Annotated in this window: 19 protein-coding genes and 3 pseudogenes; 16 read left to right on the plus strand and 6 right to left on the minus strand. The window is 44.2% G+C overall.

All coding sequences use genetic code 11. The features are described from left to right. Positions 1-148 precede the first annotated feature (148 nt). From ACFI6G_RS19245 to ACFI6G_RS19275, 7 genes are all read left to right on the plus strand, one after another. Positions 149-2,185, plus strand: coding sequence for a TonB-dependent receptor (locus ACFI6G_RS19245; protein ID WP_462710426.1), 2,037 nt, complete (start codon positions 149-151; stop codon positions 2,183-2,185). Positions 2,186-2,391: 206 nt separating this feature from the next. Beyond that, positions 2,392-4,521 carry a TonB-dependent receptor family protein gene (locus tag ACFI6G_RS19250; RefSeq protein WP_016792633.1) on the plus strand — a complete coding sequence of 710 codons (2,130 nt, stop codon included), beginning with the start codon at positions 2,392-2,394 and terminating at the stop codon, positions 4,519-4,521. A gap of 87 nt (positions 4,522-4,608) precedes the next feature. Next, entirely contained in the window at positions 4,609-5,586 is a 978-nt protein-coding gene (locus ACFI6G_RS19255; RefSeq protein WP_016792632.1) for a Fe(3+) dicitrate ABC transporter substrate-binding protein, read from the plus strand. Next, positions 5,583-6,617, plus strand: coding sequence for a FecCD family ABC transporter permease (locus ACFI6G_RS19260; protein ID WP_462710425.1), 1,035 nt, complete (start codon positions 5,583-5,585; stop codon positions 6,615-6,617). The genes ACFI6G_RS19255 and ACFI6G_RS19260 overlap by 4 nt, the downstream gene beginning before the upstream one ends. Further along, positions 6,617-7,588: a FecCD family ABC transporter permease gene (locus ACFI6G_RS19265; protein ID WP_016788056.1), complete on the plus strand. Its 972-nt coding sequence runs from the start codon at positions 6,617-6,619 to the stop codon at positions 7,586-7,588. Before ACFI6G_RS19260 ends, ACFI6G_RS19265 begins: the two co-directional genes overlap by 1 nt. A gap of 2 nt (positions 7,589-7,590) precedes the next feature. Next, positions 7,591-8,355 (plus strand): Fe(3+) dicitrate ABC transporter ATP-binding protein FecE, encoded by a 765-nt coding sequence (gene fecE, locus ACFI6G_RS19270; RefSeq protein ID WP_016792630.1) that lies wholly within the window; start codon positions 7,591-7,593, stop codon positions 8,353-8,355. 155 nt (positions 8,356-8,510) lie between these two features. Beyond that, positions 8,511-9,404 carry a DMT family transporter gene (locus ACFI6G_RS19275; RefSeq protein ID WP_016792629.1) on the plus strand — a complete coding sequence of 298 codons (894 nt, stop codon included), beginning with the start codon at positions 8,511-8,513 and terminating at the stop codon, positions 9,402-9,404. A 103-nt stretch (positions 9,405-9,507) separates the two neighbouring features. Here ACFI6G_RS19275 and ACFI6G_RS19280 read toward each other — a convergent pair whose 3' ends face one another. After that, the gene (locus ACFI6G_RS19280; protein ID WP_016792628.1) at positions 9,508-11,064 is read right to left on the minus strand and encodes a carboxylesterase/lipase family protein; all 1,557 of its coding nucleotides are present in this window, start codon (positions 11,062-11,064) and stop codon (positions 9,508-9,510) included. A gap of 121 nt (positions 11,065-11,185) precedes the next feature. On the opposite strand from ACFI6G_RS19280, the gene ACFI6G_RS19285 reads away from it, so the two are divergent. Both ACFI6G_RS19285 and ACFI6G_RS19290 read left to right on the plus strand, forming a co-directional pair. Beyond that, a complete protein-coding gene (locus ACFI6G_RS19285) occupies positions 11,186-12,109 on the plus strand; it encodes a LysR family transcriptional regulator (protein ID WP_016789641.1) in 924 nt (307 codons plus the stop codon). Positions 12,110-12,334: 225 nt separating this feature from the next. After that, positions 12,335-12,751, plus strand: a complete 417-nt coding sequence (locus ACFI6G_RS19290; RefSeq protein ID WP_010430604.1) for a VOC family protein — start codon at positions 12,335-12,337, stop codon at positions 12,749-12,751. A 182-nt stretch (positions 12,752-12,933) separates the two neighbouring features. On the opposite strand, the gene ACFI6G_RS19295 is transcribed toward ACFI6G_RS19290, so the two are convergent. After that, positions 12,934-13,833 (minus strand): DMT family transporter, encoded by a 900-nt coding sequence (locus tag ACFI6G_RS19295; RefSeq protein ID WP_010430602.1) that lies wholly within the window; start codon positions 13,831-13,833, stop codon positions 12,934-12,936. A 267-nt stretch (positions 13,834-14,100) separates the two neighbouring features. Between ACFI6G_RS19295 and ACFI6G_RS19300 the strand changes: the two genes are divergently transcribed. After that, a complete protein-coding gene (locus tag ACFI6G_RS19300; RefSeq protein ID WP_016792627.1) occupies positions 14,101-15,501 on the plus strand; it encodes an alpha-amylase family protein in 1,401 nt (466 codons plus the stop codon). 121 nt (positions 15,502-15,622) lie between these two features. On the opposite strand, the gene ACFI6G_RS19305 is transcribed toward ACFI6G_RS19300, so the two are convergent. After that, complete coding sequence (locus ACFI6G_RS19305) at positions 15,623-16,579, minus strand: LysR family transcriptional regulator (protein WP_016767322.1); 957 nt, start codon at positions 16,577-16,579, stop codon at positions 15,623-15,625. A 100-nt stretch (positions 16,580-16,679) separates the two neighbouring features. On the opposite strand from ACFI6G_RS19305, the gene ACFI6G_RS19310 reads away from it, so the two are divergent. Beyond that, on the plus strand, positions 16,680-18,032 hold the full coding sequence (locus ACFI6G_RS19310; RefSeq protein WP_016767323.1) for an MATE family efflux transporter: 1,353 nt from the start codon (positions 16,680-16,682) through the stop codon (positions 18,030-18,032). Between the two features lie 151 nt (positions 18,033-18,183). On the opposite strand, the gene ACFI6G_RS19315 is transcribed toward ACFI6G_RS19310, so the two are convergent. Continuing rightward, positions 18,184-18,621, minus strand: coding sequence for a Spy/CpxP family protein refolding chaperone (locus ACFI6G_RS19315; RefSeq protein WP_010430581.1), 438 nt, complete (start codon positions 18,619-18,621; stop codon positions 18,184-18,186). Positions 18,622-18,822: 201 nt separating this feature from the next. Here ACFI6G_RS19315 and ACFI6G_RS19320 point away from each other — a divergent pair, with 201 nt between their 5' ends. The 4 genes from ACFI6G_RS19320 to ACFI6G_RS19335 all read left to right on the plus strand — a co-directional run bounded on the left by ACFI6G_RS19320 (position 18,823) and on the right by ACFI6G_RS19335 (position 22,805). After that, positions 18,823-19,068 carry a hypothetical protein gene (locus ACFI6G_RS19320; protein WP_010430578.1) on the plus strand — a complete coding sequence of 82 codons (246 nt, stop codon included), beginning with the start codon at positions 18,823-18,825 and terminating at the stop codon, positions 19,066-19,068. Positions 19,069-19,450: 382 nt separating this feature from the next. Further along, entirely contained in the window at positions 19,451-20,455 is a 1,005-nt protein-coding gene (locus ACFI6G_RS19325) for a response regulator (RefSeq protein WP_010430576.1), read from the plus strand. A gap of 1 nt (position 20,456) precedes the next feature. Beyond that, positions 20,457-20,894, plus strand: coding sequence for a PAS domain-containing protein (locus ACFI6G_RS19330; RefSeq protein WP_004731659.1), 438 nt, complete (start codon positions 20,457-20,459; stop codon positions 20,892-20,894). Between the two features lie 867 nt (positions 20,895-21,761). Next, entirely contained in the window at positions 21,762-22,805 is a 1,044-nt protein-coding gene (locus ACFI6G_RS19335; protein ID WP_016796868.1) for a GMP reductase, read from the plus strand. 123 nt (positions 22,806-22,928) lie between these two features. Here ACFI6G_RS19335 and ACFI6G_RS19340 read toward each other — a convergent pair. Further along, positions 22,929-23,045 (minus strand): annotated as a pseudogene (locus ACFI6G_RS19340) (site-specific integrase); the annotation flags it as partial. A 46-nt stretch (positions 23,046-23,091) separates the two neighbouring features. Here ACFI6G_RS19340 and ACFI6G_RS19345 point away from each other — a divergent pair. Beyond that, positions 23,092-24,262 (plus strand): annotated as a pseudogene (locus ACFI6G_RS19345) (IS3 family transposase). Positions 24,263-24,764: 502 nt separating this feature from the next. Here the strand turns inward: ACFI6G_RS19345 and ACFI6G_RS19350 are convergent. Next, positions 24,765-24,845 (minus strand): annotated as a pseudogene (locus tag ACFI6G_RS19350) (OmpA family protein); the annotation flags it as partial.

Genomic DNA, 24,845 nt, shown 5'->3' on the forward strand with positions numbered 1-24,845 from the left:
TCTTATTGTTTTTATTTACTCTTTTATCATTAGTGGCGTTGCATATTGCAAAGCAAATATAGATCAAAAAATATATATTGCAAATATAAATGATATTTGTTTTTATTCGCATCTGTTGTGATTTTATAAACTAAAACGGAATTAGATGATGAACATTAGATTGGCCTTGTCCCCTCTCGCTTTGGCTATTGGAGGTGCATTAACCGCAGTAGTTACCGTGTCGAATGTAATGGCTGCAGAAGAAATAATGACGGATGAAACCCTACAAGTTATTGGTCATCAGTACGAAGGTTACGCGGAGCACATGCCGCAATCGGGTACCAAAACCGATGTCGAATGGTTGGATGTACCGCAAGCAGTATCGGTGGTCACAAAGACGGAAATGCAAGACCGCGGTGCTGTACGTTTGGTGGATGCTCTTGATGGTGTTGCCGGGGTTAACAATACCTTGGGTGAGGGGAGCCGAGACCAATTTGTGATTCGTGGTTTTGATGCACTCAACGACATGTACCGTGATGGTATGCGTGATGACGGGACTCTGCAATCGTACCGAAGTCTAGCGAATATAGAACGTGTCGAAGTGGTAAAAGGCCCTGCAGGCGCACTTTATGGCCGAGGCTCAGCAGGCGGTATCATCAACTTGGTCACCAAGCGTGCTAACGGTGATAATTTCACACACGTCAATGGCAGTGTCGGCAGCAATAATCTGTTTGTTGGTCAGGTCGACAGCTCGATGGCGTTTACTGACAAAGTCAGTGGTCGTATCAACGTGGAAAGTCGACAGTCGGATTCTTATGTAGACCATGTCGATTCTAGTGATTTCTTTATCGCACCCACCATTCGTGTATTACCTGCTGAGGGGCATACCATAGATCTTGATGTCGAATATGCTCACCAAGAGCTAGTGCCATATCGTGGGGTTCCATCTAAAAATGGTAAGCCTGTCGATGTCTCTGAAAGCACGTTTTATGGCGGTAGGAATGACTATCAAGAGTCAGACAGTATTCGTGTTGGTGTTAATTATGAATGGCTTTTGAACAGTGAATGGGCATGGACAAACCGCGCAGCATACAACCATATTGAGCTTGAACAAAAAGGTACGCGTCAAGGCACGGTAACAGGGGACCAAGTATCTCAAACCGTGAACAACTTCGGCTATGATCCTCGTACCACGACAACACTACAGTCTGAGTTGGTTTGGGAAACTAACTCTAACCAAATGATGATTGGTGCCGAATACAACCAGATCAATATCGATCTCACTCTAGCTAGCGATCAAACCCTACCTTCACAAGACATCTATAACCCTGTAACAGGCCCAACACCTGATCCGGGCTTCAAACCTTTCCGTGATAACACGACAACGACCACTGGCGTTTATATTCAAGACGTTTATACCTTTGGTGACCTTTCTGTGATCGGCAATGTGCGTTACGACTCGATGGAGCTTGAACAGCAAAAAGCGGGCTCAGTAAAAGAGAATCTAAACGATGACAAAGTGAGCTACCGCGGTGGTTTGGTCTACCGTCTCAACAATGATATGTCAGTGTACGCGAGCTTAGCTCGTTCATGGCAATTGCCTTACTCCGGTATTTATATCAATCCTAAATTGGCTGAATTCTTCCATACCGATCTAAAAGAAGTGGGTGCAAAAGCTTACTTGTTAGATAGCGCCTTGATGCTAAATGCCGCGGTCTTCCAAATTGATCAAGAGCAACCAGAAACGAATATAGACGGAGACGTTGTTAACAAGATCGAAGCTCGCCACCAAGGTATTGAGCTAGAAGCTCGCGGTCAATTTACTGAGCAGTGGGATATTTCGGTGGGCTATAGCTACCTCGATGCAGAAAACAAAGAGACAGGCAAAAAGCCGAACGATGTGTCTGATCACCTGTTTTCTCTTTGGAGCACTTATCAGCTAGACGATAACTGGCGTTTAGGTGGTGGCGTGAAATACGTAGGTGACCGATACGCAGGTAATGATGAAGCTGTAGCGCTGGGTGACTACACCACGGTTGACTTGATGGCTGCGTACACCACGGGTCGTCACAAAGTTCAAGCGAACGCTTACAACGTGCTTAATGAGGAATACATTCTGGGCGCAACTAACGGTACGTCAGGTACTAACCAGATTGGTTACGGAGCGCCAGCCGAATTTATGCTCAGCTATGGCTATCAGTTTTAAAAGCCAATTCAGTTCTAAGAGCGAATTCATTTCTAAGAGTTAGTTCATTTCTAAGAGCTATTTCGACTCTAAAAACGATTGATTTACTCGCTACGAATGAGTGAACAGTTGGCCTCATTTTGGGGCCGTTTAGCCCATAGGATCAAAGCGTCGATATAACTGAAAACACGGCCTTTGATCTTAACCTGCCTACTTAGGAGATTTTCATGCGTTACCAGAATTTGGATGGTAAATCCTGTACTCAACCACATAAAAAGTTGCGTCTAAGTGCCCTTGCAATGGCCATCGCTTCAGTGACTTCCATGAGCGTGTTTGCTGCATCAGATCCGCAAACGACGACCATGGAAACGGTTGTCGTGACTGGCAGCTTGATAGGTAATTCAGAACTTGAGGATGTGAAAGAGTATCCGGGAGCTCGTACCGTTCTTACCGATAAGCAAATTAAAAAGACTGCAGCACTATCGATCGATTCTGCTTTTCAAAGCGTTCCTGGGGTGAAAGTTCAAGACGAAACGGGTACAGGTGTTCTACCTAACGTGTCAGTACGTGGTTTGAATGCGAGTCGCAGTGGGCATGCTCAATTTCTAATGGACGGTGTACCACTGACTCTTGCACCTTATGGTCATACCGGACAATCTATTTTTCCTGCCACTCTGTCGATGCTTGACCGAATTGATATCGTACGTGGTGGTGCTGCTGTGCAGTACGGGCCAAACAACGTGGGTGGTGTGATCAACTTGGTGACTAAGCCTATTCCACACGAATGGCAAACGGAAATAAGTAATCGCTTTACTGTATTCGAGGATGGCGATACGCCGCTCAACGACTTTTATCTGCGCACGGGCGGTTGGTTAACCGATACGCTAGCACTTCAAGTTGAGGGGAACTTCTTAAAAGGTGAAAGCTTCCGTGAACACTCCGACACCGATGTCAAAAACTTCCAAGCGAAGTTGCAGTGGTTACTGAGTGATACTCAAGAGCTGCAAGCTTTCGTGCAGCGTTATGATGCAGATACGCAAATGCCCGGTGCTTTATCGCCAGATGATTATGACAAAGATCGTACTCAGTCGAAGCGCCCGTACGATGAATATCAAGGCACTTCAACGCGTTGGAGCCTGAAGTATTTACATGACTTGAATCTTGCAGATAGTGCTGAATTAGAAATACTGACGTTTGGCCACCGTTCTGAGCGTTTCTTCCAATGGGGCTTTAACAGTGCTGGTGGTCACTGGGCGGATCCGGCATTACCGTCAACCGATATTCGTACGTCACCACGTGAATTTGCTGTTTATGGTGTTGAACCTAAACTCGCGATGTACTTTGACGGAAATACGGTAACGCAAAACGTGATTGTTGGGGCACGCTACGTCAACGAAGATATCGATTACAAGCTCACTCAAACATCAATTTCTAGTGGAGTAACCACAATCCCACGCGACTGGCATCTTGATACTGACGCTTTTGCTGGTTACATCAGTAACGAAATCGGCCTGTTCAATGATGTACTGAAAGTCACTCCGGGTATTCGTTACGAATCGATTGATATGACGTTTGATGACCTGGGTACAGCACAGAGCACAGACAATAAAGTGACGGAATGGCTGCCGGGCTTAACTGTAGCATACCACCTGACAGAACAGTGGGTGGGTTACACCAATGCGCAGAAATCTTTGCGTGCACCACAGATTGCTTACATTCGAGGTCTAGGAGAAGAGGGCAGTGAACTAGCATGGAACTATGAGTTGGGTGCGCGCTACAACCAAGATTCAACCAGCTTTAACATCGTACTATACCGCATTGATTTTGAAGATCAGCTGCAATGGCAAAGTGCTACTCAAACTTTCGACAACATTGGTAAAACCCTTCACCAAGGTGTTGAACTTTCAGGTCGTTACGTGCCTCAAGCGATGCAAGCGTTGAGTTTGGGCGCTGGTTATAACTACTTAGATGCAACTATCGAGGAAGAGGGCGCAAACAAAGGTAATCAACTTCCTTATACGTCTAAACATCAATTTAGTTGGGATGCGACTTACGCCTTTAGCAAGGTAGATACTACTTTATCTGGTTACTACTTTAGCGAATCTTATTCTGATAATGCGAATACAAGTGCCGAAGATGCAACGGGCGCGACAGGTAAAGTGCCTGCCTACATGGTCTGGAACTTTAACCTAGGTTCGGACTTGTACAAGGATGAAAACAGTAAGCTGCGCATGAACCTTGCGGTGAACAACTTGTTTGATGAGGACTATTACTTCCGCGGTATTGATACCAGCCCAGTTGGTCGTTATCCAGCCCCAGGACGTTCTTACACTTTGGATCTGAATTATCAGTTCTAATACGTAATTTATTGAAAGTAATAACGAATAAAAGTCGTCAATACTCTTGGCGGCTTTCACGGTTCTAGAGTTTAAGGAAAATTAAATATGGAAAACAGCTCTCGCCTTTTGTTTTCGAATCAATTGATGCTGTCGAACGGGCTGCTGTCATTTAATAGGCCGTTTTTATGCAGCAGGATAGCGATAACCTTAGCTTTGCTGATTTTAAGCTTGTTCTCATTTTCAAGCTCGGCAAAAACGAGAACGATCCAAGATGAGCAAGGCCAGTTTGAGATAGCGACTACCCCGCAACGTATTGTGGTGTTGGAGTTTTCATTTGTAGATGCACTCGCTGCGGTGGGTGTTTCTCCTGTTGGTGTTGCCGATGACAATGATGCTTCAAGAGTGATTCCGCCGGTACGTGAATTGGTTCAACCTTGGGAATCGGTTGGCATGCGTTCTCAGCCTAGCCTAGAAGCCATTGCGGTATTAAAGCCAGATCTGATCATTGCCGATGCAGAGCGTCATCGTACGGTCTATCAAGATCTACAACGCATCGCACCAACTCTACTGCTTAAAAGCCGTGGTGAGACTTATCAAGAGAATTTGGAGTCTGCGCTCAAGATTGGCATCGCTCTCGATAAACAATCGTCAATGGAACAACGAATTCAACAGCATCAACACGCCATGGCTGAATTCAAAAGTCATTTCTCGCTCAAACAAACCGTCCAATTCGCTGTCGTGTCGGATAAAGGTATGTGGTTACATAGCCCCGCATCTTACGCAGGGGGCGTGCTGACCACATTAGGCATTGCGAGCCCTATTGTGAAACCAACAGAGAAGGCATATTTACCAACCAGCTTTGAGTTGTTGTTGAAAACCAATCCGGATTGGTTGCTCCTTGGTGCTTACTCTCATCCAAATATTGTTGATGATTGGCAGGAAAATCCGTTATTCAATGTACTAACCTCTGTAAAAAGTAAGCAAGTTGTAGAAGTGTCACCAGCACTTTGGTCACTGAATCGAGGCATGTTAGCGGCAGAAAAAATGGCGAAAAATCTTGAGCAGATCTTGGATCCATCATGAGTACGATGTTGTTCTCTAAAAGTAAGCGATTCTGGCCAATATTGTCGTGGCGAGTCACGTTATTTACCGGATTAGTGTCGTGTTTGGCACTTTCTGGTTACGCGGCCTCTATGACCGGGTGGTCTAATTTCTCTTTAACATTTAGTGACTTGATTCACTATCGGTTTGCGTTTGATGAAAGCAACATGACTCATCAAATATTGGCGACGCTAAGAGCGCCAAGAGCTTATGCGGGGCTATTGATTGGTGCGAGTTTGGCCGTCGCTGGGTTATTGATGCAAGGCTTGACGCGCAATCCACTCGCGTCTCCGTCGATTCTTGGCATTAACGCTGGCGCAGCCTGTTTTATGGCGTTAGCTGCAATAGGTATACCTGTGGTTAGCGAGCTAAGTCCAATCCTTAATGCGGTTCTTGGTGCGTTGCTAAGCGGTGGTGCTGTGATGCTTCTGGGCGGCTTTTTCTCCGAACGTTCTCATCCGTTACGTTTGGTTCTCGCGGGTATCGCCATTACTGCGTTATTGCTCGGACTGACACGAGCGGCGCTGATTCTTGCTGACGACATGGCTTATAGCGTCTTGCATTGGCTTACTGGTTCACTGTCTAGTGTGGATGATGGGCAATGGCAACAGCTTTGGCCGCCTGTAGTGATTGGTTTGGTGTTAGCAATGAGTCTTGCTCGCAACCTCAACTTATTGGCGCTTGGTGAAGAGGTTGCCGTGGGGCTTGGCAGTAACATCAGGTTTACTCGCCTGATTAGTGGATTGACGATTGTGTTGCTTGCCGGAGCAAGCGTCGCTATCGCAGGGCCAATTGGCTTTGTTGGTTTGTTAGTGCCTCATTTGGTTCGACCTATGGTTGGTCACAATTACCATTTACTGATTCCTATTTCCGCATTGGCAGGCGCAGCATTAGTCTCTTGGTCAGATGCATTATCACGAGCGATTGCTTTCCCGACTGAAACACCCGTTGGTGTTATTACTGCTTTGCTCGGGACACCTTGTTTTATTTTGATTGCGACGAGGAGATCTTAATGCACCATCACACTAAGATAGTTTTGTTATCTGGGATTCTCATATTAGTGGCATCTGTGGGTTTGTTTGTCGGTGCAGCGTCACTTTCTATTCCTCAAGTCATCGAACATTTGGTCGCGTTTTCCAGTGACGACTTTGTTATCCATCAGTATCGGCTACCACGTATGCTGCTCGCGATAAGCGTGGGCGCAGGGTTAGGGCTTTCTGGGGTATTAGTGCAAGGCGTGATACGTAATCCGTTAGCATCGCCTGACCTTATGGGTATTAGCGCTGGGGCTGGCCTTGCTGCGACAGCGAGTTTAGTTTGGTTCCCCAATGCACCAGTCAGTGTGCTTCCGGTTGTGGCGATGTTCGGTGGGGTATTGGCTGCTGGGCTGATTGCGGTATTGGCATGGTGGTCAAGACCAACACCCGCCAAATTGGCGCTGATTGGTATTGCGGTGAGTGCGTTTCTGGCCAGTTGTATCGACTTCTTGCTGGTCACCAATCCGATCGAGATCAACACGGCCATGGTGTGGTTAACTGGCAGCCTTTGGGGACGAAACTGGCAGCAAGTTCCCTTTATTTGGAGTGTGCTGCTCTTGTTGTTACCTATGGCATTGTGGCTTGCTTGGCGATTAGATGTGATGGGGCTTGGCGAGGAAAGTGCGACCACATTGGGTACTAAGCCAAAACAGATTCAGGCTCTTGCGTTATTGGCTGCTGTATTGCTTGCCAGTGTTAGCGTTTCTGTTGCAGGAACGATCAGTTTTGTGAGTTTATTGGCACCTCACTTAGCCCGCTTGTTGTTTGGGCATAATCATAAGTTGTTAATCCCAGCATCTGTACTGGTGGGGGCAATTCTGGTTACCAGCGCTGATGGGTTGGCCAGAGGTCTACAACCACCCATTGAATTGCCAGCAGGGGTTCTCACGTCTTTGATTGGCGCGCCATATTTCATCTTTCTTCTCTATCGTTATCGAGGTTGGTAACCATGCTTAAAACGCAGAATCTTTCCGTCGCGTACGGCAAACAAACGATCATACCGAACCTGTCTGTTTCTATCCCTAAGGGAAAAATCACCGCATTGATAGGACCTAACGGGTGCGGTAAATCTACCTTGTTAAAGACGTTAGTCAGAATTAACAAGCCAGTGGCTGGAGAGGTGTTGTTTGAAGACAAACCACTGTCGAGCTATGGCGATAAAGCGCTTGCGCGTTCGTTGTCACTTCTTCCGCAAATCTTGGTCAGTCCTGAGGGGATCACGGTAAGAAAGTTGGTTGAATATGGTCGTTCGCCTTATGTATCTCATTGGGGGAGGCTAGGGCAGGACGATCAAAGGATTGTCGAACAAGCTATGCGTGATACAGGTGTACTTGAGTTTGCTGATAAGCCTGTTGAGTCACTGTCTGGAGGCCAGCGTCAAAGAGCATGGATTGCGATGGTAATTGCACAAGATACGAATGTCGTGATGTTGGATGAACCGACTACATACCTTGATATGTCTCATCAAGTGGAGTTAATGAAACTGATGCAACAGATGAATGCCAAAGGAAAAACGGTAGTTGTTGTGTTGCATGACCTGAACCAAGCCAGTCGTTACTGCGATCATTTAGTGGTTTTGGAAAAAGGATGCTTAATCGCAGAAGGGTCGCCTGATGAGGTGATGACAGAAACTATGCTCAGTAACGTCTTTGATCTCAAAGCAAGCGTGTTTCGTGACCCTATTTCAAATACGCCAATGTGTGTTGCTATTTAGGAGACTATCAGTCAACTGGAAAGGATGGATACTTATTGTTTAATACCTTTGGTTTTTGGTAGTAAGTATCCGAAAACTTTGTTCTTACTTATTTTCCATTCTCATGTATTATGTGCGCCCATAATTGTATGACAAATGTGTAATTCTGTTTCCGTATGAATAAAGTCACCAACCACGCCATCTTGCTTTTGGTATTTGCAAACTTATTGGCGTCTTTTTCCGATGTCTCACTAAAAATACTTAATGGTGAAGTTCCCACATTTCAGTATGTGTTTATCCGCCAGCTATTGAGCGTGATTTTACTGCTTCCTTTTTGGCTAAAGCTCCCTAAAGAAACTCGCATGCAAGGCGGTTGCCGCATCAATTTTTTACGGGCTCAATTTATATTAGTGGGTAGTGGTTGTGCGATGATTGCCATTACACACCTTACCTTGGCGACAGCGAACGCGATGTTCTATGTTGGGCCAATCCTGATGCTTCCTCTGTCTATTGTGTTGTTGAAAGAAAGGCCGACATCATCAAAAGTGACCGCGACACTAATAGGCTTCGTGGGTGTGCTAATTGTGTTGCGTCCAGAGCAATTTCACTGGGCGGCGATTGCAGGGCTAGGCAGTGCGCTTGCAATGGGGGTTGGTAATATTTTGATCAAGCGTTTGAACGCCGAACAACACATTATCTCTACCTTATTTTGGACTAGTGTTATGACTCTGCCACTTGCACTGGCGTTTGCATTGCCGGCATGGGCCTCGATTGAATGGCGTCATGTAGGGTGGATCATGGCAATCAATCTATTTGTTCTTGGTTATCATGCATTGGTGGTGGTGGCGTATAAAAAGGCTCCAGCAAACCAAATTGCGCTCGCAGAATACTCGGGGTTAGTGTTTGTAACCTTGTTTGGCGTGATGTGGTTTGACGAGATCCCCGACATTCTGACACTGGTTGGTATCAGCCTCATCGTTATTCCAATGATGCCGATTAGATGGAAGAAGTTCTTTAGTTTAGGGAACAGAGCATCTCTCGATGTAGAGGTGAATCAGCCAAAGTCATAATATCTGTGGCTTAACCGCCGCGTATTGCAAAGACGAAACGTGCTAGATGAAAGAAAAGCGAACCTAAGTGGTTCGCTTTTTGTTTTTTATCCGATCTTTCCGCTTAAAACTGATAGTTTTTCCATAACTTCCGTACGGAGTCTTCGGGGTCATTGACCTGTTTCGATGTAACATCAAATTGCATTGTTGGTCGTTCTGATAAGTTATAATGAGACCAATCAGCTTTACTTGTCTTGATGAACGTTAGCCATTGATTGTGCATGGCATTAACAAGTTCAACTGGAGGCTGTGAGCCGACAAATGTTTTTGTTTGTTCGTTGTTAGTGGTATTAAACACAAACGGTACGTCAACAAAGTGCGCGGCTCCTAAGTGACCATCAAACGCAGGTGACATCCAAGAAAAATTATAATGCCAAACATTGTTGTCGTTTTTAGTTAACTGTTGAGCAATGTGCAGTGCTGGTATTCTAAACGTAAAATCAGATTGAATGTCGGCAAACGTGTCTCCAATAGACTTGCTATTGCCTTCTGTTGAATACACATCCGCAGGCCAACCCTCCAATGACAAGTCAGATAATAATAGTGACTTCGTTTCTTCGGTCGTGTTGTTAACGGCACCACTTGGTACCAAGTAGAGTCGTGATTCTTGATCTGTGCTACCAACGATGACGGGAATAGAAGGTGAAGCTTTGGCGAGATCTTTCATTGGAGACTCAACAATGATATCCCCATCAACGACGGGCAAGAATGCGGTGCCTCCCCACGACAGCATTCCCCATTTGTCACGATCTTGTATGGTATGGCCCATATCAATAACGTTCTTAACTAATTCAGGAAATGGGACTGTAGATAAACCTTCAATGGTGGCTGGGATATTCAGTTTTTCAGTATAGCTTTGTGTGATTTTATCAGCTTCTTTTTGGGTTAAAAATGCCATTGGAGGGCTTTGCATAATGGCTTTTTGGAATAGGCCTTCGGCTTTTTCGGTACCTAATAAAATGGCAACACTTTCTGCCCCGGCTGATTGACCTGCGACCGTCACTTGGCTAGGGTCGCCACCAAAATCTTCGATGTTATTTTGTACCCATTTAAGAGCCATGATTTGATCAAGAATGCCGCGATTATCCGGTGTGCCTTCAAGGTGCATGAAGCCATCAACGCCTACGCGATAATTGATCGTTACAACGATCACGTTGTTCTTCGCAAAGCTTGTACCATCATAAGCCAACTCTGCAGCGTCTTCTCGGATAAAAGCACCGCCTGGGATCCACACCATGACAGGCAGCTTTTTATTTGATGCCTTGTTGTTGGCAGCAATGGCGTTAGTCGGTGTCCATATGTTCAGAGTAAGATGTCCGGGAGCCCCCACCAAGGTGATGTTTTTACCTCGACTTGGTTGTGGAACGGGTTGACCTGCTTTTGTTGCATCTAATATTCCACTCCAAGTTTCGTAGGCTTGCGGAGCTTGAAAACGGCGCTCTGCCGTAAAAGGGTTTTGCGCATATGGAACGTCATAAAATGTAGTCACACCATCATGGTTGCTTCCCATAAGTTTACCAGACTCAATGATTGCTACCGTTGAGTTTTCAGCATTTTGAGTGTGGGCAAATAGTGTATTACTTTGAATTAAACCTGCACTGAGGCATGCGACTAGTACCATTGTTTTTTTCATTTCATTGGGCTCGGTATTGGAATAGAAGGTCAGTATAAAACCTAGTTTGAAGTTGATATATATGCTATACGTCAATAGATTGTTGCATAAATCGAACTATTGAGGGTGTATGGATAGAATTATTTCAATGGAAGTTTTCGTTTCTACTGTCGATCTAGGAAGCCTGACGGCAGCATCTGAGGCTTTAGGAATGTCACGATCCATGGCGACTAGGCATATAACCGCGTTGGAAAAGTCTTTAGGTGTATGTTTACTATATCGCTCAACAAGAAGCTTAGGTATCACTAACGCCGGTCGTGATTTATTGCCTTTCTGCCAGAATATTTTAGAGCAGAATGCCCAACTATATAGCTTAGCCCAAGAACAGCACTCTCAACCTAAAGGAAGAATTTCACTGGTTACTAGCATTTCGTTTGGTCAGGGCTATCTTGCCCAAGCTATCGAACAATTCATGCTTAAGTACCCTGACATAGAAGTTGATCTCACGCTGTCGAATCAGTCACTGGATTTGATAAAACATGGGGTTGATATGGCAATCGAGTTGAGTAATGACCTGCCCGAATCTTTAATTGGAAAGAAATTGGCTGATTGTCCATCGGTGGTTTGCGCTTCCCCTCAATACCTAGCGGAACATGGGGCTCCTTTATCTCCCGAAGATTTACTCGATCACAATTGCTTGATCCACAAACGAATAGGCAATGATTGGCTGTTTGTTTCTAAAGCCGGTTCTAAATCTGCTCAGCCTATTAATGTAACGGTCACAAGTAACTACTCTGTAAATGATAGTTCCATACTTCTTAATGCAGCGATTAATGGCAAAGGTATAGCGTGTTTACCTCTGCCTTTTATTGACAATGAAGCACAAACTGGAGCTCTTACTATTCTGCTAACAGACTGTCAAGTGAACCCTGTTGGCATATGGGCGCTGTATCCCTCAAGACAATACCAGCCTAAGTTACATCGATACTTGTTGGATTTTCTACAACAAGACTTATCGTTGAAGCACGAACAAGTCGACTCTATTTATTCATGAGGTTGTTTGTCGCTTAGCTTAAAGCATGTGAATTAGTAAGCTCGGTGCCAAAGAAGTCACCTTAGAGAAGGTCGTCTAAACTTAGGGTCTGTATGTTATCGAAGTACGGCAATTTGGGCTCTAAAAACGTTCTCGAAATAAATGCAAACTAGTGCTTTACCTCAACTTAACTTGAGGTATTAGGATATACAACGTTGCTTACGAGAATACTTTAAGGAGAGAAGAATGATCCAACTTGAACATGTGAACTTAGTGGTAAAAGACATCCCAGAAATGCTGGTTTTCTATAAAGCGGCATTCCCTCATTGGTATGTCCGTGATGAGGGAAAAGGGGAGTGGTCAGGTAAGCCACGTAACTGGTTGCACTTTGGCGATGAGTATCAATATATTGCATTGAGTGACCATGGTGAGGGTGAAAATAGAGACTTAGCCGGACACTCCGTTGGTCTCGCTCACTTCGCTTATGTGACCCATAATATTGAGAGTGTGATTGAACGCCTTATCGATGCGGGCTTCCCAATAGCCAAACCCGGAGCGGAAGAACCTTATCGCAAAAACGTCTACTTTGTGGATCCAGCTGGTTTTGAAATCGAGTTCGTAGAATACTTGAGCGATGATCCCAAACTGCGCAATGCCACGTAATAAAACTCGTTAATTGTCTTGGTTTGTTAGAGCGAGTTTGTTCAAAATAAAACGTCTAATAAAGGGTGCTAGGAAAGACTTACAGAAAAGGGCATTGTGGAATACTCCGCAATGCCCTTTTTCAATCTTTACTTGTTTGTCTGTTTGCCTAACGGCGTATAAGTCTAACGCTAAACAGCTAGCTATTTAGCTTTAAATGGCACCAATAACTGTTTACCAAATACATTGATTAGTGCGCCTGTCACGATCAGCCCACCACCTAGGTAAGTCCAAACTGATGGAATTTCATTAAATATCCACACGCCTAACAGTGCCGAGAATACGATCTGAACGTAAGAGTAAGCCGAAGCCTTGCCTGCTGCTTGGGTTTGCATCGCCTTGGTTAAGCCGTATTGGCCTATCTGTGTGAAAATCCCTACTAAAATCAACATCAATGTTAAGAACACGCTCGGCCACACAAAATCGTTCCAGATAAGAACGGTTGAGATTGGTAGAGCAACCAGTGGGAAGTAGAAGATGATCACCGAGCTGTCTTCAGTTTGGCTAAGCTTTCTCACAATTACATAGGCGATTGAGCTGCCAAACGCACCACATAATGCCAGCATAATACTGAATAATGGCAACTCGCTGCTCGCTCCGCTGTTCATGCTCGGTTGTACCATTACCAATAATCCCACTAGGCAGAATGCAATGCAGATCATGGTCGATTTTTGGATGCGTTCTTTGAGGAATAACACGCCCAGTAGTGCGGTAAATACGGGGTGCACGTATTGTAAAATGGTCGCCTCTGCTAATGGTAAGGTGGTTACGGCATAGTAAACGCACATTAGCGCCGCAGTACCGACAGTACCACGCACGAACAAGAGTGGTTTGTTGTTGCCCCAAATCGAAATACGTTTGCGCTTCACATCGACATAACTGATGATCAACGACACCAGCGCCCTAGCTGCAACGATTTCGAATACGGGTATGCCATAGTTGCTAATGTATTTCACACAAGCTGACATCAGTGCGAATCCAAAAGCGGAGAGAATCATGAATCGAACCCCAACAGGGATTTGAGAAAAAGAGAAAGAAGGCATAAAAATATCAATCGGTTGAGGGAGAAGGAATCATAACTTAGTTTAGAAGCGCCGACCAAAGTCTTTGTCTTGTAATAGTCAACTTGACTCAATTAATTCTCATTTCAGTTATACGTGCCTTTATCTCACATAATATCGTCCATCGCTCAATTTTATAAAATCCACACCAACAGAAAGTGACGTTAATTCAACTCTGATTTATCGAACGTTTTAATTATTACACCCACTCATATCATTCTTGTGAATTTATAATGCGAGATATGTTCTATGAAACCAATAAATACCTTACTCATATCCACACTTGCCGCTTGTTCTTTCAGTTCAGCTACTTACGCTGATACCATTTTGCACGCTTTCAACTGGAAGTACTCAGACGTAACGGCCAACGCCAACCAAATAGCCGGAGCTGGCTATAAGAAAGTGTTGGTTGCACCGGCAATGAAATCCAGTGGCAGCCAATGGTGGGCACGTTATCAACCACAAGATCTGCGCACCATTGATTCTCCGTTGGGGAACAAGCAAGATTTAGCCGCAATGATCACTGCACTCAAAGGTGTGGGTGTTGATGTTTACGCTGATGTTGTACTCAACCACATGGCGAATGAAAGCTGGAAGCGAAGTGACTTGGATTACCCAGGCACAGAAGTGCTAAACGACTATGCCGGCCGCTCAAGCTACTATGCTGACCAGACTTTGTTTGGCAACTTAGCGCAAGGTTTTGTCTCGGCTAACGATTTCCACCCAGCAGGCTGTATTTCGGATTGGAACGACCCTGGTCACGTTCAGTATTGGCGTTTGTGTGGCGCAGATGGTGATGTTGGTCTTCCTGATTTGGATCCAAACAATTGGGTGGTTTCACAGCAACGTCTATACCTAAAAGCTCTAAAAGATATGGGAGTCAAAGGGTTCCGTATTGATGCCGTAAAGCACATGAGTCAGTACCAGATCGATCAAGTGTTCACGTCTGATATTACCTCGAACATTCATGTGTTTGGTGAGGTGATTACCAGCGGTGGGGCAGGCAACAGTGGCTATGAGTCCTTCTTAGCACCTTATTTAAACAATACTAATCACTCCGCGTACGATTTCCCGCTGTTTGCTTCGATTCGCTCGGCCTTCTCTATGAACGGAAGTTTAAACCAACTGCATGATCCAAAAGCTTATGGGCAAGCGCTCGATGACAATCGTTCGATTACTTTTGCGATCACGCACGATATTCCAACTAATGATGGTTTCCGTTACCAAATTATGGATCCACAAGATGAGCAGCTTGCTTACGCTTACATTCTTGGCAAAGATGGCGGTACGCCGTTGATCTACAGTGATGATCTTCCTGATTCTGAAGATAAGGATAACGGTCGCTGGGGCAATGTTTGGAATAGCTCAACGATGAAGAGCATGTTGAGCTTCCATAATGCGATGCAGGGCAAAACCATGACTATGCTTTCGAGCGATCAGTGCACCTTGTTATTCAAGCGTGGTAAAGAAGGGGTTGTGGGTATCAACAAGTGTGGTGAAACTCGTGGAGTTACTGTAGATACCTACCAGCATGAATTTAACTGGAATGTTCAATACCAAGATGTGTTGAGCACTGCAACAGAAACGGTTACTTCTCGTTATCACACTTTCAATTTGCCACCACGCAGCGCACGTATGTTTAAGTTGTAGTGTTCAGTTATCTGGAAAGCCAGAATAAAAGCTAAACATGACTGTTCAGAAAGCATGAGCCGCAGTAAGAGTTGCGGCTTATTTGTGTCTGGTTTTGAGGTTTTTGCTTACTATTTTTGAGTTAATCTTGCGCTTTAATTACGCCAGACCAATGGTATTGCAGTGCCAATTGCTTGAGTAACTCAATCTCTTTTGCTGTTTCTTCTCTGAGCCAGTCAATAATATCGTCTATCACAGGAGTATGAGTGCGCTGGTGAATGTAATACGTCCAAGCACTGTGTTGTAGTTTGGCGTGCTCCGGACAATATAAAAAGCCACGTTGCAGTTCCTTTAAGACCAAAAGGAGATCCGTTACCGTGACACCTTCACCCGATAAACAGGCACTGAGTGCCATATCTAACGATAAGAAACTGGTATTTCTGACAGGCTTCTTTGGAGGGGATTCGACATCAGCCAACCACACTTTCCAGTCGTGGTGATCGAGTGTTGGGTGAATACGAGGCATCGTTAAAATGGAAGTTAAATCGGTGTCCTCAGTAATAACGTTCGTGGAACAAACCGGAGCCATAAACTCTTCACGTAAGAAGGTAATATCTGGTGCGTTGTCGTAACGTTTTTTGAAGCGAGTGTGAAAGATCAATAAATCATACTCACTACTATTGATTGCCTCATCTTCTTCTATTACTGGAACAATCACTATCTCATAGTCGGGGTAGCGTTCATTCAACTCGCGCACTTTGGATATCAGCACACGGGTTGCAAAGCTCAAGGTGGCTTTAATCACGATTCGTTTTTGCTTGGGATCTTTCCAAGACGCCATTACCGCTTCGATATTTCCATAGCTCTCACGCAATACTCTATACAAATCATGCCCTTGAGGTGTGAGTTCAATTGCTCTGTGTTTGCGAACAACCAGTGATGTGCTGAGCTCATCTTCAAGCTGTTTGATCTGACGGCTGATCGCACTCTGTGTTACGTGAAGCTCATCGGCAGCTAACGTAAAGCTCATCAGCCTTGCTGCAGCTTCAAAGGCTTTCAAACCATTATGTGATGATGGCAAGCTCGGATATGGGGTCATAATTCGTTCGCATGAGTTTATGGAATGTTAGAGTCGCAAATTTATCAATTGAACGCTAGCCCCATCGATCGTATTTTGGGCGAAATTAACTGAGGCGCTCATGAAAAAAATACTCACTCTTGCATTCCCTTTGATCATTTCACAGCTGATATCCATGGCTCTAGTCCTTACTGATGTTTGGATGATGTCACGCATCAGTGTGTCGGCGCTTGCGGCTGGTGGATTAGGGGCCTCTATCTACTTCTTCATCTTCATTATTGCGAGCAGTACGGTAGGCTGTGTCGCGAACTTGATTGCTATTGCTTATGGTCAGCGAGTCGCTCGCCCAGAGTTTGGTAATACTCAAATCAGATTAGCGGTGAAAGGCGCAACCATGTTGGCATTCGTGCTCAGTGTGACCTTAATGGCCAGCTTCTGGTTTGCGCCACTGGTATTAGAAGCGGCCAAGCAACCACCAGAAGTGATCACTTTAGCCATGGAATATGTACACGCTCTGAAATGGGTGATGCTGCCTTCCCTTATATTGTTGGTTCTTCGTGGCTTAACCAGTGCGTTTGGTAACGTGCGCTCTATTCTTGTGATGTCTATTATCACCGTAATTTTAAATGTGCCGGTGAGTTATTTACTTACGTTCCAGTTAGATATGGGCTTAACGGGTTTAGGCTTAGGAACCGCTATCGCGGCATTTATCGTGATGGTTGGATACACGGTTTGGGTATTTAAGCGTGATGAATTCAAGCAGTTCGCCCCTTGGTTAAACACAGAAGAGTACTCAATCAAGTTGATGAGCCCGTTGTTGTTAATGGGTTTACCTATCGGCTTGGCGGCGTTGCTTGAGCATGGGCTTATTTACGGCGGCACCTTAATGGCGGGGACGATCAGTATTGCCTCGTTGGCGCTGCATCAAATCTTGCTTCAATGTTTAAGCTTTACCTGGAACTTCAATTTCGGTTTCTCGCAAGCAGCCGCAATTTTGGTGGGACGCGATTATGGTGCGGGTAATTTTGAAGGAATTAAACGAACGTCAATTCAGAGCTTTATTTTAGTATCGGTATTGAGCGTGGTGTTATCTGCCGTGTTTATCCTGTGGCCGGAAATGATCGCTTCTATCTTCAAATTGGATGATGGTACAGGGGCGATGACTTCATTGCTGGCTTCTGTTATTTGGGTCGTCGCTCTGTGTTTTATTGTTGATGCTTGGCAACTGTTGGCGATTAATCTGTTAAGAGGCATGAAGATTGTCTCGATGCCAACCGTAATGACTGCCATTGGTTACTGGGTATTTGGACTACCTGCTGCTTGGTATTTGATGCCTAAGTTCGAATTAGCAGGAATTTGGGGCGGAATCGGTGTTGGTTTGGGTGTGACAGGTATTCTGCTGCTCATCCAACTGATGCGTGTCATTCAAAAGAACAGCAAGTTCCCGGATCTATCGAATCATGTTTATTCGTGAGCCGCTAGTTACACATTAAACACAGAAGCCTCAGTCATCGTAACGACTGCGGCTTTTTCTGTTCTCATTTTTCTGATTCGGTCTTATGTTGCATGCGATATGTATCTACGGGCAAGGATTAACCTATCGCTATCAAGGCAAAGAGTGGCGTCTATTTGTTACCAGACAACACGGACTTCATCATTGTTTTGAATTGCTCTTTCTGCTCTTCAGTCAACACGTTATAGATGTTGTTCTTAAGACGCATTTCTTGCATCACCATCGACTTCTCGGTTGCTTGAACCGTGTCGATGACCTTTTCCATTTCAGCTTCATCAAAATCCGGTTGAGTCACAAGGCTGATCTGTTTCTTCTTAAGCTCTATTGCTTTATCCATATCAATCTCTGTTCTATCGGATTGATAGTCTTCTACAAAAGAGAACACTTCTGCTTGTTGCTCTTCGGTTAGGTTTAAAGAAGCAATGACCATTTGTAGCGGGCTCAATACTGGCTGAGGCAGTTGTTGTGGTGATGAAGCACTCACAAACGGAGCGGTAACGAGTAAAGCTGAAGCAGTTAAGACACAAAGCGACTTTTTCAGTGATTTCATTGAGTTTCTCCTGTTAATGGAAACATGAGTATAGGTAGCCAAGCTGAACTCGAGATGAACACGCCGTTCAGTTAACTGCGTTCAATTCAGTACTATGTTTAGATAAGCAGAAAACGAGTTAGACCTTGGTCTTACAGAAACCGAGCTAAAAGGTGACTAGAATGATTCGAGTTGCTTAATGTTTTATCAAGGAATGCACAAATGGAAGTTGGATTGTTCTGGGCTGAAAAAGGAATGTTGGTGCTTGGTGCACTGTTTGTTTTAACAAGCATGATGCAATATGGAAGGCGCAGTAGCGATTGGAAAGGGGTGATTACGATGTTTTACAAGCGTATCCCAATGAATATAGCTGAATATAAATGGTACCGTTTAGGGATCGCTCTATTGGTTTTTGCCGTGATCATACGTTTTGCGTTACTGATTCTATGGCCGTCCTATCAGTTCTAGCTTTTCCCCATAGCGTTTACATTAACTTTTGGATACTCGCCTTGTGGGTCAGTGCTACTTTGTTTGCGCTTGTTTGTTGGACCTATAAAGGCGATAAATGTATGAGTCGTTCGAGTCTTAATAAACCCACTTATTAAGGCTGGCATTTCATAAATTCGCCGCGTTGTTTCACCCAAAAAAGTGCTATTACTCTATAATTACAGTTTGTTATTACCTTTGTAGCATATTGTTTTTCATAAAGAATAATGTCAAATAATAGCTTACCTGCCTGTTTCATCATTCTTACTAATAATCTACATATAAATCTATTCACCCCGTACCTGATACCATAATGATCTGTTACACTCGTGCCAGTTAGCTTTAATTTGTCGGTGGTGCATTTATGTCGTTCCCAGTTCTTATATGTGATGATTCTGCGTTAGCAAGGAAGCAAATGGCTCGGTCACTGCCTAGTTCTCTAAATGCAGATATAACTTTTGCTGTTCATGGGCTTAATGCACTTGAAGAGTTAGCTCAAAACCAGTTCAAACTTATGTTCCTCGACCTCACCATGCCGGAATTAGACGGCTATGGCACATTGGAAGAGATGCAACGTTTAGGTGATACCACGCCTGTTGTGGTTGTTTCTGGTGATATCCAGCCAAAAGCGCAACAGAAGGTAATGGACCTTGGTGCTAAAGCGTTTTTGCAAAAGCCGATCGATAAAGAAGCGTTAAAAGCCATTTTACGTGAGCATGTTGAGCCACCAAAACAGCCTCAACTCATTACGCCTTCGCCTTTAGAACTCCCAATTCTTCGCCGACGTGACATCTACATGGAAGTTGCGAACGTAGCGATTGGTCGTGCAGCGGATGCATTGGCTCGTCACTTCAATGTGTTTGTTCATTTACCACTGCCGAACGTTAACATCTTCGAAGTGAGTGAATTGCACATGGCACTTCGTGACCTAGCAGACAACGACCAAGTATCGGGTGTTTGCCAAGGTTTCAGCGGAGAAGGCATCGCAGGCGAAGCATTAGTCTTGTTGAGCGATTCCAGTGTGAGCGACCTTAAAAAGCTCATGAAAGTGCCAACCGAAAGCGAACAGTTGGAAGAATTAGAGCTACTGATGGATGTATCTAACATCCTTGTAGGCTCATTCTTGAATGGACTAGGGGAGCAATCTGAAGTTCGTTTCTTCCAGAGCTCTCCTGTACTGCTCGGGCAACACATCTCGATCGATTCGGTCATCGAAAATACCAGTGGCTCATTTAAGAAGACCATGACTTTCGAAGTCAGCTACAACATTGATGGCACTTCTATCCGTTGTGACCTTCTGTTTATGTTTGTCGATGAGTCTCTGCCTCTTCTAGACAACAAATTGGCCTACCTAATGGAGGAGTTTTAATATGCTGAATCTTCCTGCTGAATTTGAACAGTTCCACTGGATGGTGGACATGGTTCAAAACGTCGATATGGGGCTGGTGGTCATTAATCGTGACTTTCAGGTACAAGTTTGGAATGGCTTCATGACGCACCATAGCGGTAAGCAATCGCATGATGCGATCGGTAAGTCGATCTTTGAGTTATTCCCTGAGATCCCTGAAGAGTGGTTTAGGCTGAAAACCAAGCCAGTCTATGACCTAGGTTGCCGCAGCTTCATTACATGGCAACAAAGGCCTTATCTGTTTAAGTGTCGTAACGTTAGGCCAGTAACCCAACAAGCCGATTTCATGTATCAGAACGTGACCCTGAACCCAATGCGCTCACCAACAGGGCAAGTCAGCTCATTGTTCTTATCTATTCAAGATGCGACCGCTGAAGCGTTAGTTTCTCAAAAGAACTAGCACTGCTCTATTCACTAAACAGCAATTTTCTATGTGCGTATTAGCATCAGTCTGATCAGCGAATAAAAATGGCTAAGGTTAACCACTTTAGCCATTTTTTTGCTTTCTATTCTTTAAATCTTGTCTTTCCCCCCAGTTTTACACGTCAACCAATCTTCTTTTTCTGTGCGCTTTGCAGAGTCTTCCAGGTTAAATGAACGAAAGGGCAGCCACGAAATGTGCTTTTGGAACGGTAATGCTACGGGTTAATAGAAATTAGATTTATAAAGCTTGAGCTTGAAAGCATTATTTAATGGAGTGCGAGGGCTGGATTCTCAAACCCAAATGAATCTCGACCTCAAAATCGAACCCATTGCACAGTGCTTTTCCAAATTGGGGCTAGTTGGCAAGGTGATGAGATTACCTAATTTGGTCGAGAGCAAAGAAAATTTGGGAAAAAATCGAATTTATTTAAGAAAAAAGACAATTTTTTGTTGGAGAAAAGTGTGATTTTTATGTGATTTCGAGGCACTTTCTTCACATATTTGCTTAATGAGGGTGATATTGAGTGAAATAGGGAGGAAAACGATTGCGCAATAAATCGACAGCGTTTGCGTGAATAGTTCGCTAAGTTATTAATTAATAAGAATTTAGTGGAAAAGTAAAGCTGAGGGGTTTGAAGCAGGTATGGAATCTTTGAGAGGATAGCATAAAAAAAAGTGAAATATCAGACTTGCTGTTACTAAATCACGACCTATAATGCTGAAAACCGGAGCGTCTGCCAACGCTCCGGTTTTTTTGTGTCCGAAGAAAAGTAAACTCGTCTGCCAACGGTTTTACTACGCATTTCGCGAGAGACACATAATTTTATGAATCAAGGAAAACACCATGCGTATCGAACAAGAACTTAAGTTAGGTTTCAAAGATGTACTCTTCCGTCCGAAGCGTTCTACCCTTAAAAGCCGTTCTCAAGTTGAATTAACCCGCGATTTTACATTCAAGCATAGCGGTCGTCAATGGTCTGGTACTCCAGTAATTGCAGCTAACATGGATTCGGTAGCAAGCTTTGAAATGGCAGCTGCTCTAGCAGAGCACGGTGTTATGACTGCAGTACACAAGCACTACACAGTAGAGCAGTGGGCTGAGTTCGCTAAAACAGCAGACAAGAAAACACTGAACAACGTATTTGTATCAACGGGTACGTCTGAAGCTGAATTCGAAAAAGTTAAGCAAATCATGACTCTTAGCGAAGATTTCGTATTTATCTGTATTGATATCGCTAACGGCTACTCAGAGCACCTAGTTGAGTACGTACAAAAAGTACGTGCTGAATTCCCAGACAAAGTGATCTCTGCAGGTAACGTTGTAACAGGTGATATGGTTGAAGAGCTAATCCTAGCGGGTGCAGACATCGTTAAGGTTGGTATCGGCCCAGGTTCAGTTTGTACTACACGTGTTAAAACAGGCGTAGGCTACCCTCAACTTTCTGCAATCATCGAGTGTGGCGACGCAGCACACGGCCTTGGCGGCATGATCATCGGTGACGGTGGCTGTTCATGTGCGGGTGACGTATCTAAAGCGTTCGGCGGTGGTGCTGACTTCGTAATGCTAGGCGGCATGCTAGCTGGTCACTCTGAGTCAGGCGGTGAAGTTGTAGAGCAAGACGGTAAGCAATACATGAAATTTTACGGCATGTCTTCACAGTCGGCTATGGACAAGCACTCAGGTGGTGTTGCTAAGTACCGCGCTGCAGAAGGTAAAACTGTTTTACTTCCGTTCCGTGGTTCAGTTCACAACACTATCTCTGACATCCTTGGTGGTGTACGTTCAACTTGTACATACGTAGGCGCAGCAAAGCTTAAAGAGCTAACTAAGCGTACGACTTTCATCCGTGTGCAAGAGCAAGAGAATAACGTATTTGGTCGCGAGTAACGTTTAAAACAATTGTTTAAATTTTAAAGATTGAGCCGCTTTTTAGTGGCTCTTTTTTTGCCTGAAATTTGGCAAGTGGCGACAAAGTGGCGACAGCCGAGAAAAAAAATCTGTGGCGACAGGTTACAGGTTAGAAAGAGGGTTATGGAGAATGGCTTCAGATAGGTGATCAGGTGCGAAGTGGGCATAGCGCATTGTCATGCTGATATCGGCGTGGCCTAGAATGATCCGCACCAGAAGTTTTGGACACTGAGTTAAGTGAGTACAATTACTAACGAGGTAGACAATGACAACTAAGAAAATACGAATCAAACATGCTCCTGAATTTAAAGCCGAAGCGCTTAAGTTAGCAGAGAAAGTCGGTGTCGCTGCTGCCGCACGACAACTATCGTTATATGAATCTCAAATCTATGGATGGCGTAAAGCCGTCAAAAAAGACGCGAAAATTAGCGATAGAGAAAGAGATCTCGCCACTGAAAATGCCAAGCTCAAACGATTATTAGCAGAGCAAGCTGAAGAGCTAGATATCGTAAAAAAGGCCGCCACCTACTTTCGCGAAAAATCTAAAGTAGATTGCTATGAGTTTATGCTCGAACACCTGATGCAATATAGGATTGTCCGTATGGCTAAGGTGTTCGGGGTTTCTCGAAGTGGGTTTTATTATTGGATTGATAATCGTCATAAAGTCACTCAACGAAACGAGCACCGCAAGCAGCTTGATAGCAAAGTTCGAGAAGTTTTTGATGATAAAAAGGAACACGATGGTGCAAGGTGCATTCAAAAGAACTTGAGGCAAATGGTAATAAGCACGATGTAAAAACAATTGCCGCAAGCATGAAACGCCAGAGCTTAGTCGCGAAGGCCGCCCGTAAGTTCAAATGTACGACAGACAGTAAGCATAGGCTTCCTGTTGCCCCGAACTTGCTTGAGCAAGACTTTAATGCGACAGCACAGAACCAAAAATGGGCCGGAGACATCACCTATCTAGCGACAAGCGAAGGCTGGATGTTATTATCGACCTGTTCTCACGGCAAGTCGTTGGTTGGCCAATGAGCACCAGAATGACCGCAACTCTGGTCTGTGATGCACTATCAATGGCATTGTTCCGCAGAGGCATGCCAGAAGACGTGATTATCTATAGTGATAGTGATAGTGATAGTGATAGTGATAGTGATAGAGGTAGCCAATATTGCTCAAAAGACTACCGAGATTTAATCGCAGCTCATAATCTAAAACAAAGCATGAGTAGGAAGGGGAATTGTTGGGATAATGCCTGTGTTGAAAGCTTTTTTCACTCAATGAAAGTAGAAGCTGTCCAATACGAGCCGATAATGACCCGAGAAGAGATGCGCCAAGCGCTTTTTGAATACATTGAAGTTGATTATAATCGAACAAGAAGGCATAGCGCTCTTGGGTATCTAAGCCCAGTTAACTATGAAAAACAACATGTCGCTTAATGCGGTGTCCAGTCTAACTGGAGCAGATCAATATTAAATGGAAGAAGCTCTCAACACAGGCATTATCCCAACAGTTACTTTTCTATTGATACTTTGTTCAAATTATAAGTACTTATGAAGTCTCTATAATTGAGAAACTCGAACAGAGCTATGATATTTTAAAGTTATGCAAAATGTTTGGTATTGATCGAATCAGTTTTAAGTGTTGGAGTAAGAACCCCGTAGTGTTGGTAATGGTTCAGTTGCCACCAGGGCTTTTGCGAGTGTCATAATGAAATTAAATATCAATCTTTCTCGTTATAGAACTAATAAGTTAATGAAAAAGTGTGAGTTGCTAGCCGAGATCTTTTTAAAGATCACTACAATCAAAAAGCCCTGTAGTGCATTGAAATCCCAAGCCATTTAGATATCAGCTCTTTGTGTTCGCATCAAGGCGAGTCTGGGTCGAAGTTCAAACCTCGATATTAAGGTAATATTTTAAATTTGTTTCTCTTGGCTGTTACTATTTTCCGGTTTTTGTAAATATATTCCATTCTTCTTTGATGTTGCCTTTGAATCCGGCGACAGAAGCGACAACTTTTCG

The sequence above is a fragment of the Vibrio sp. PSi01 genome (assembly GCF_054960695.1).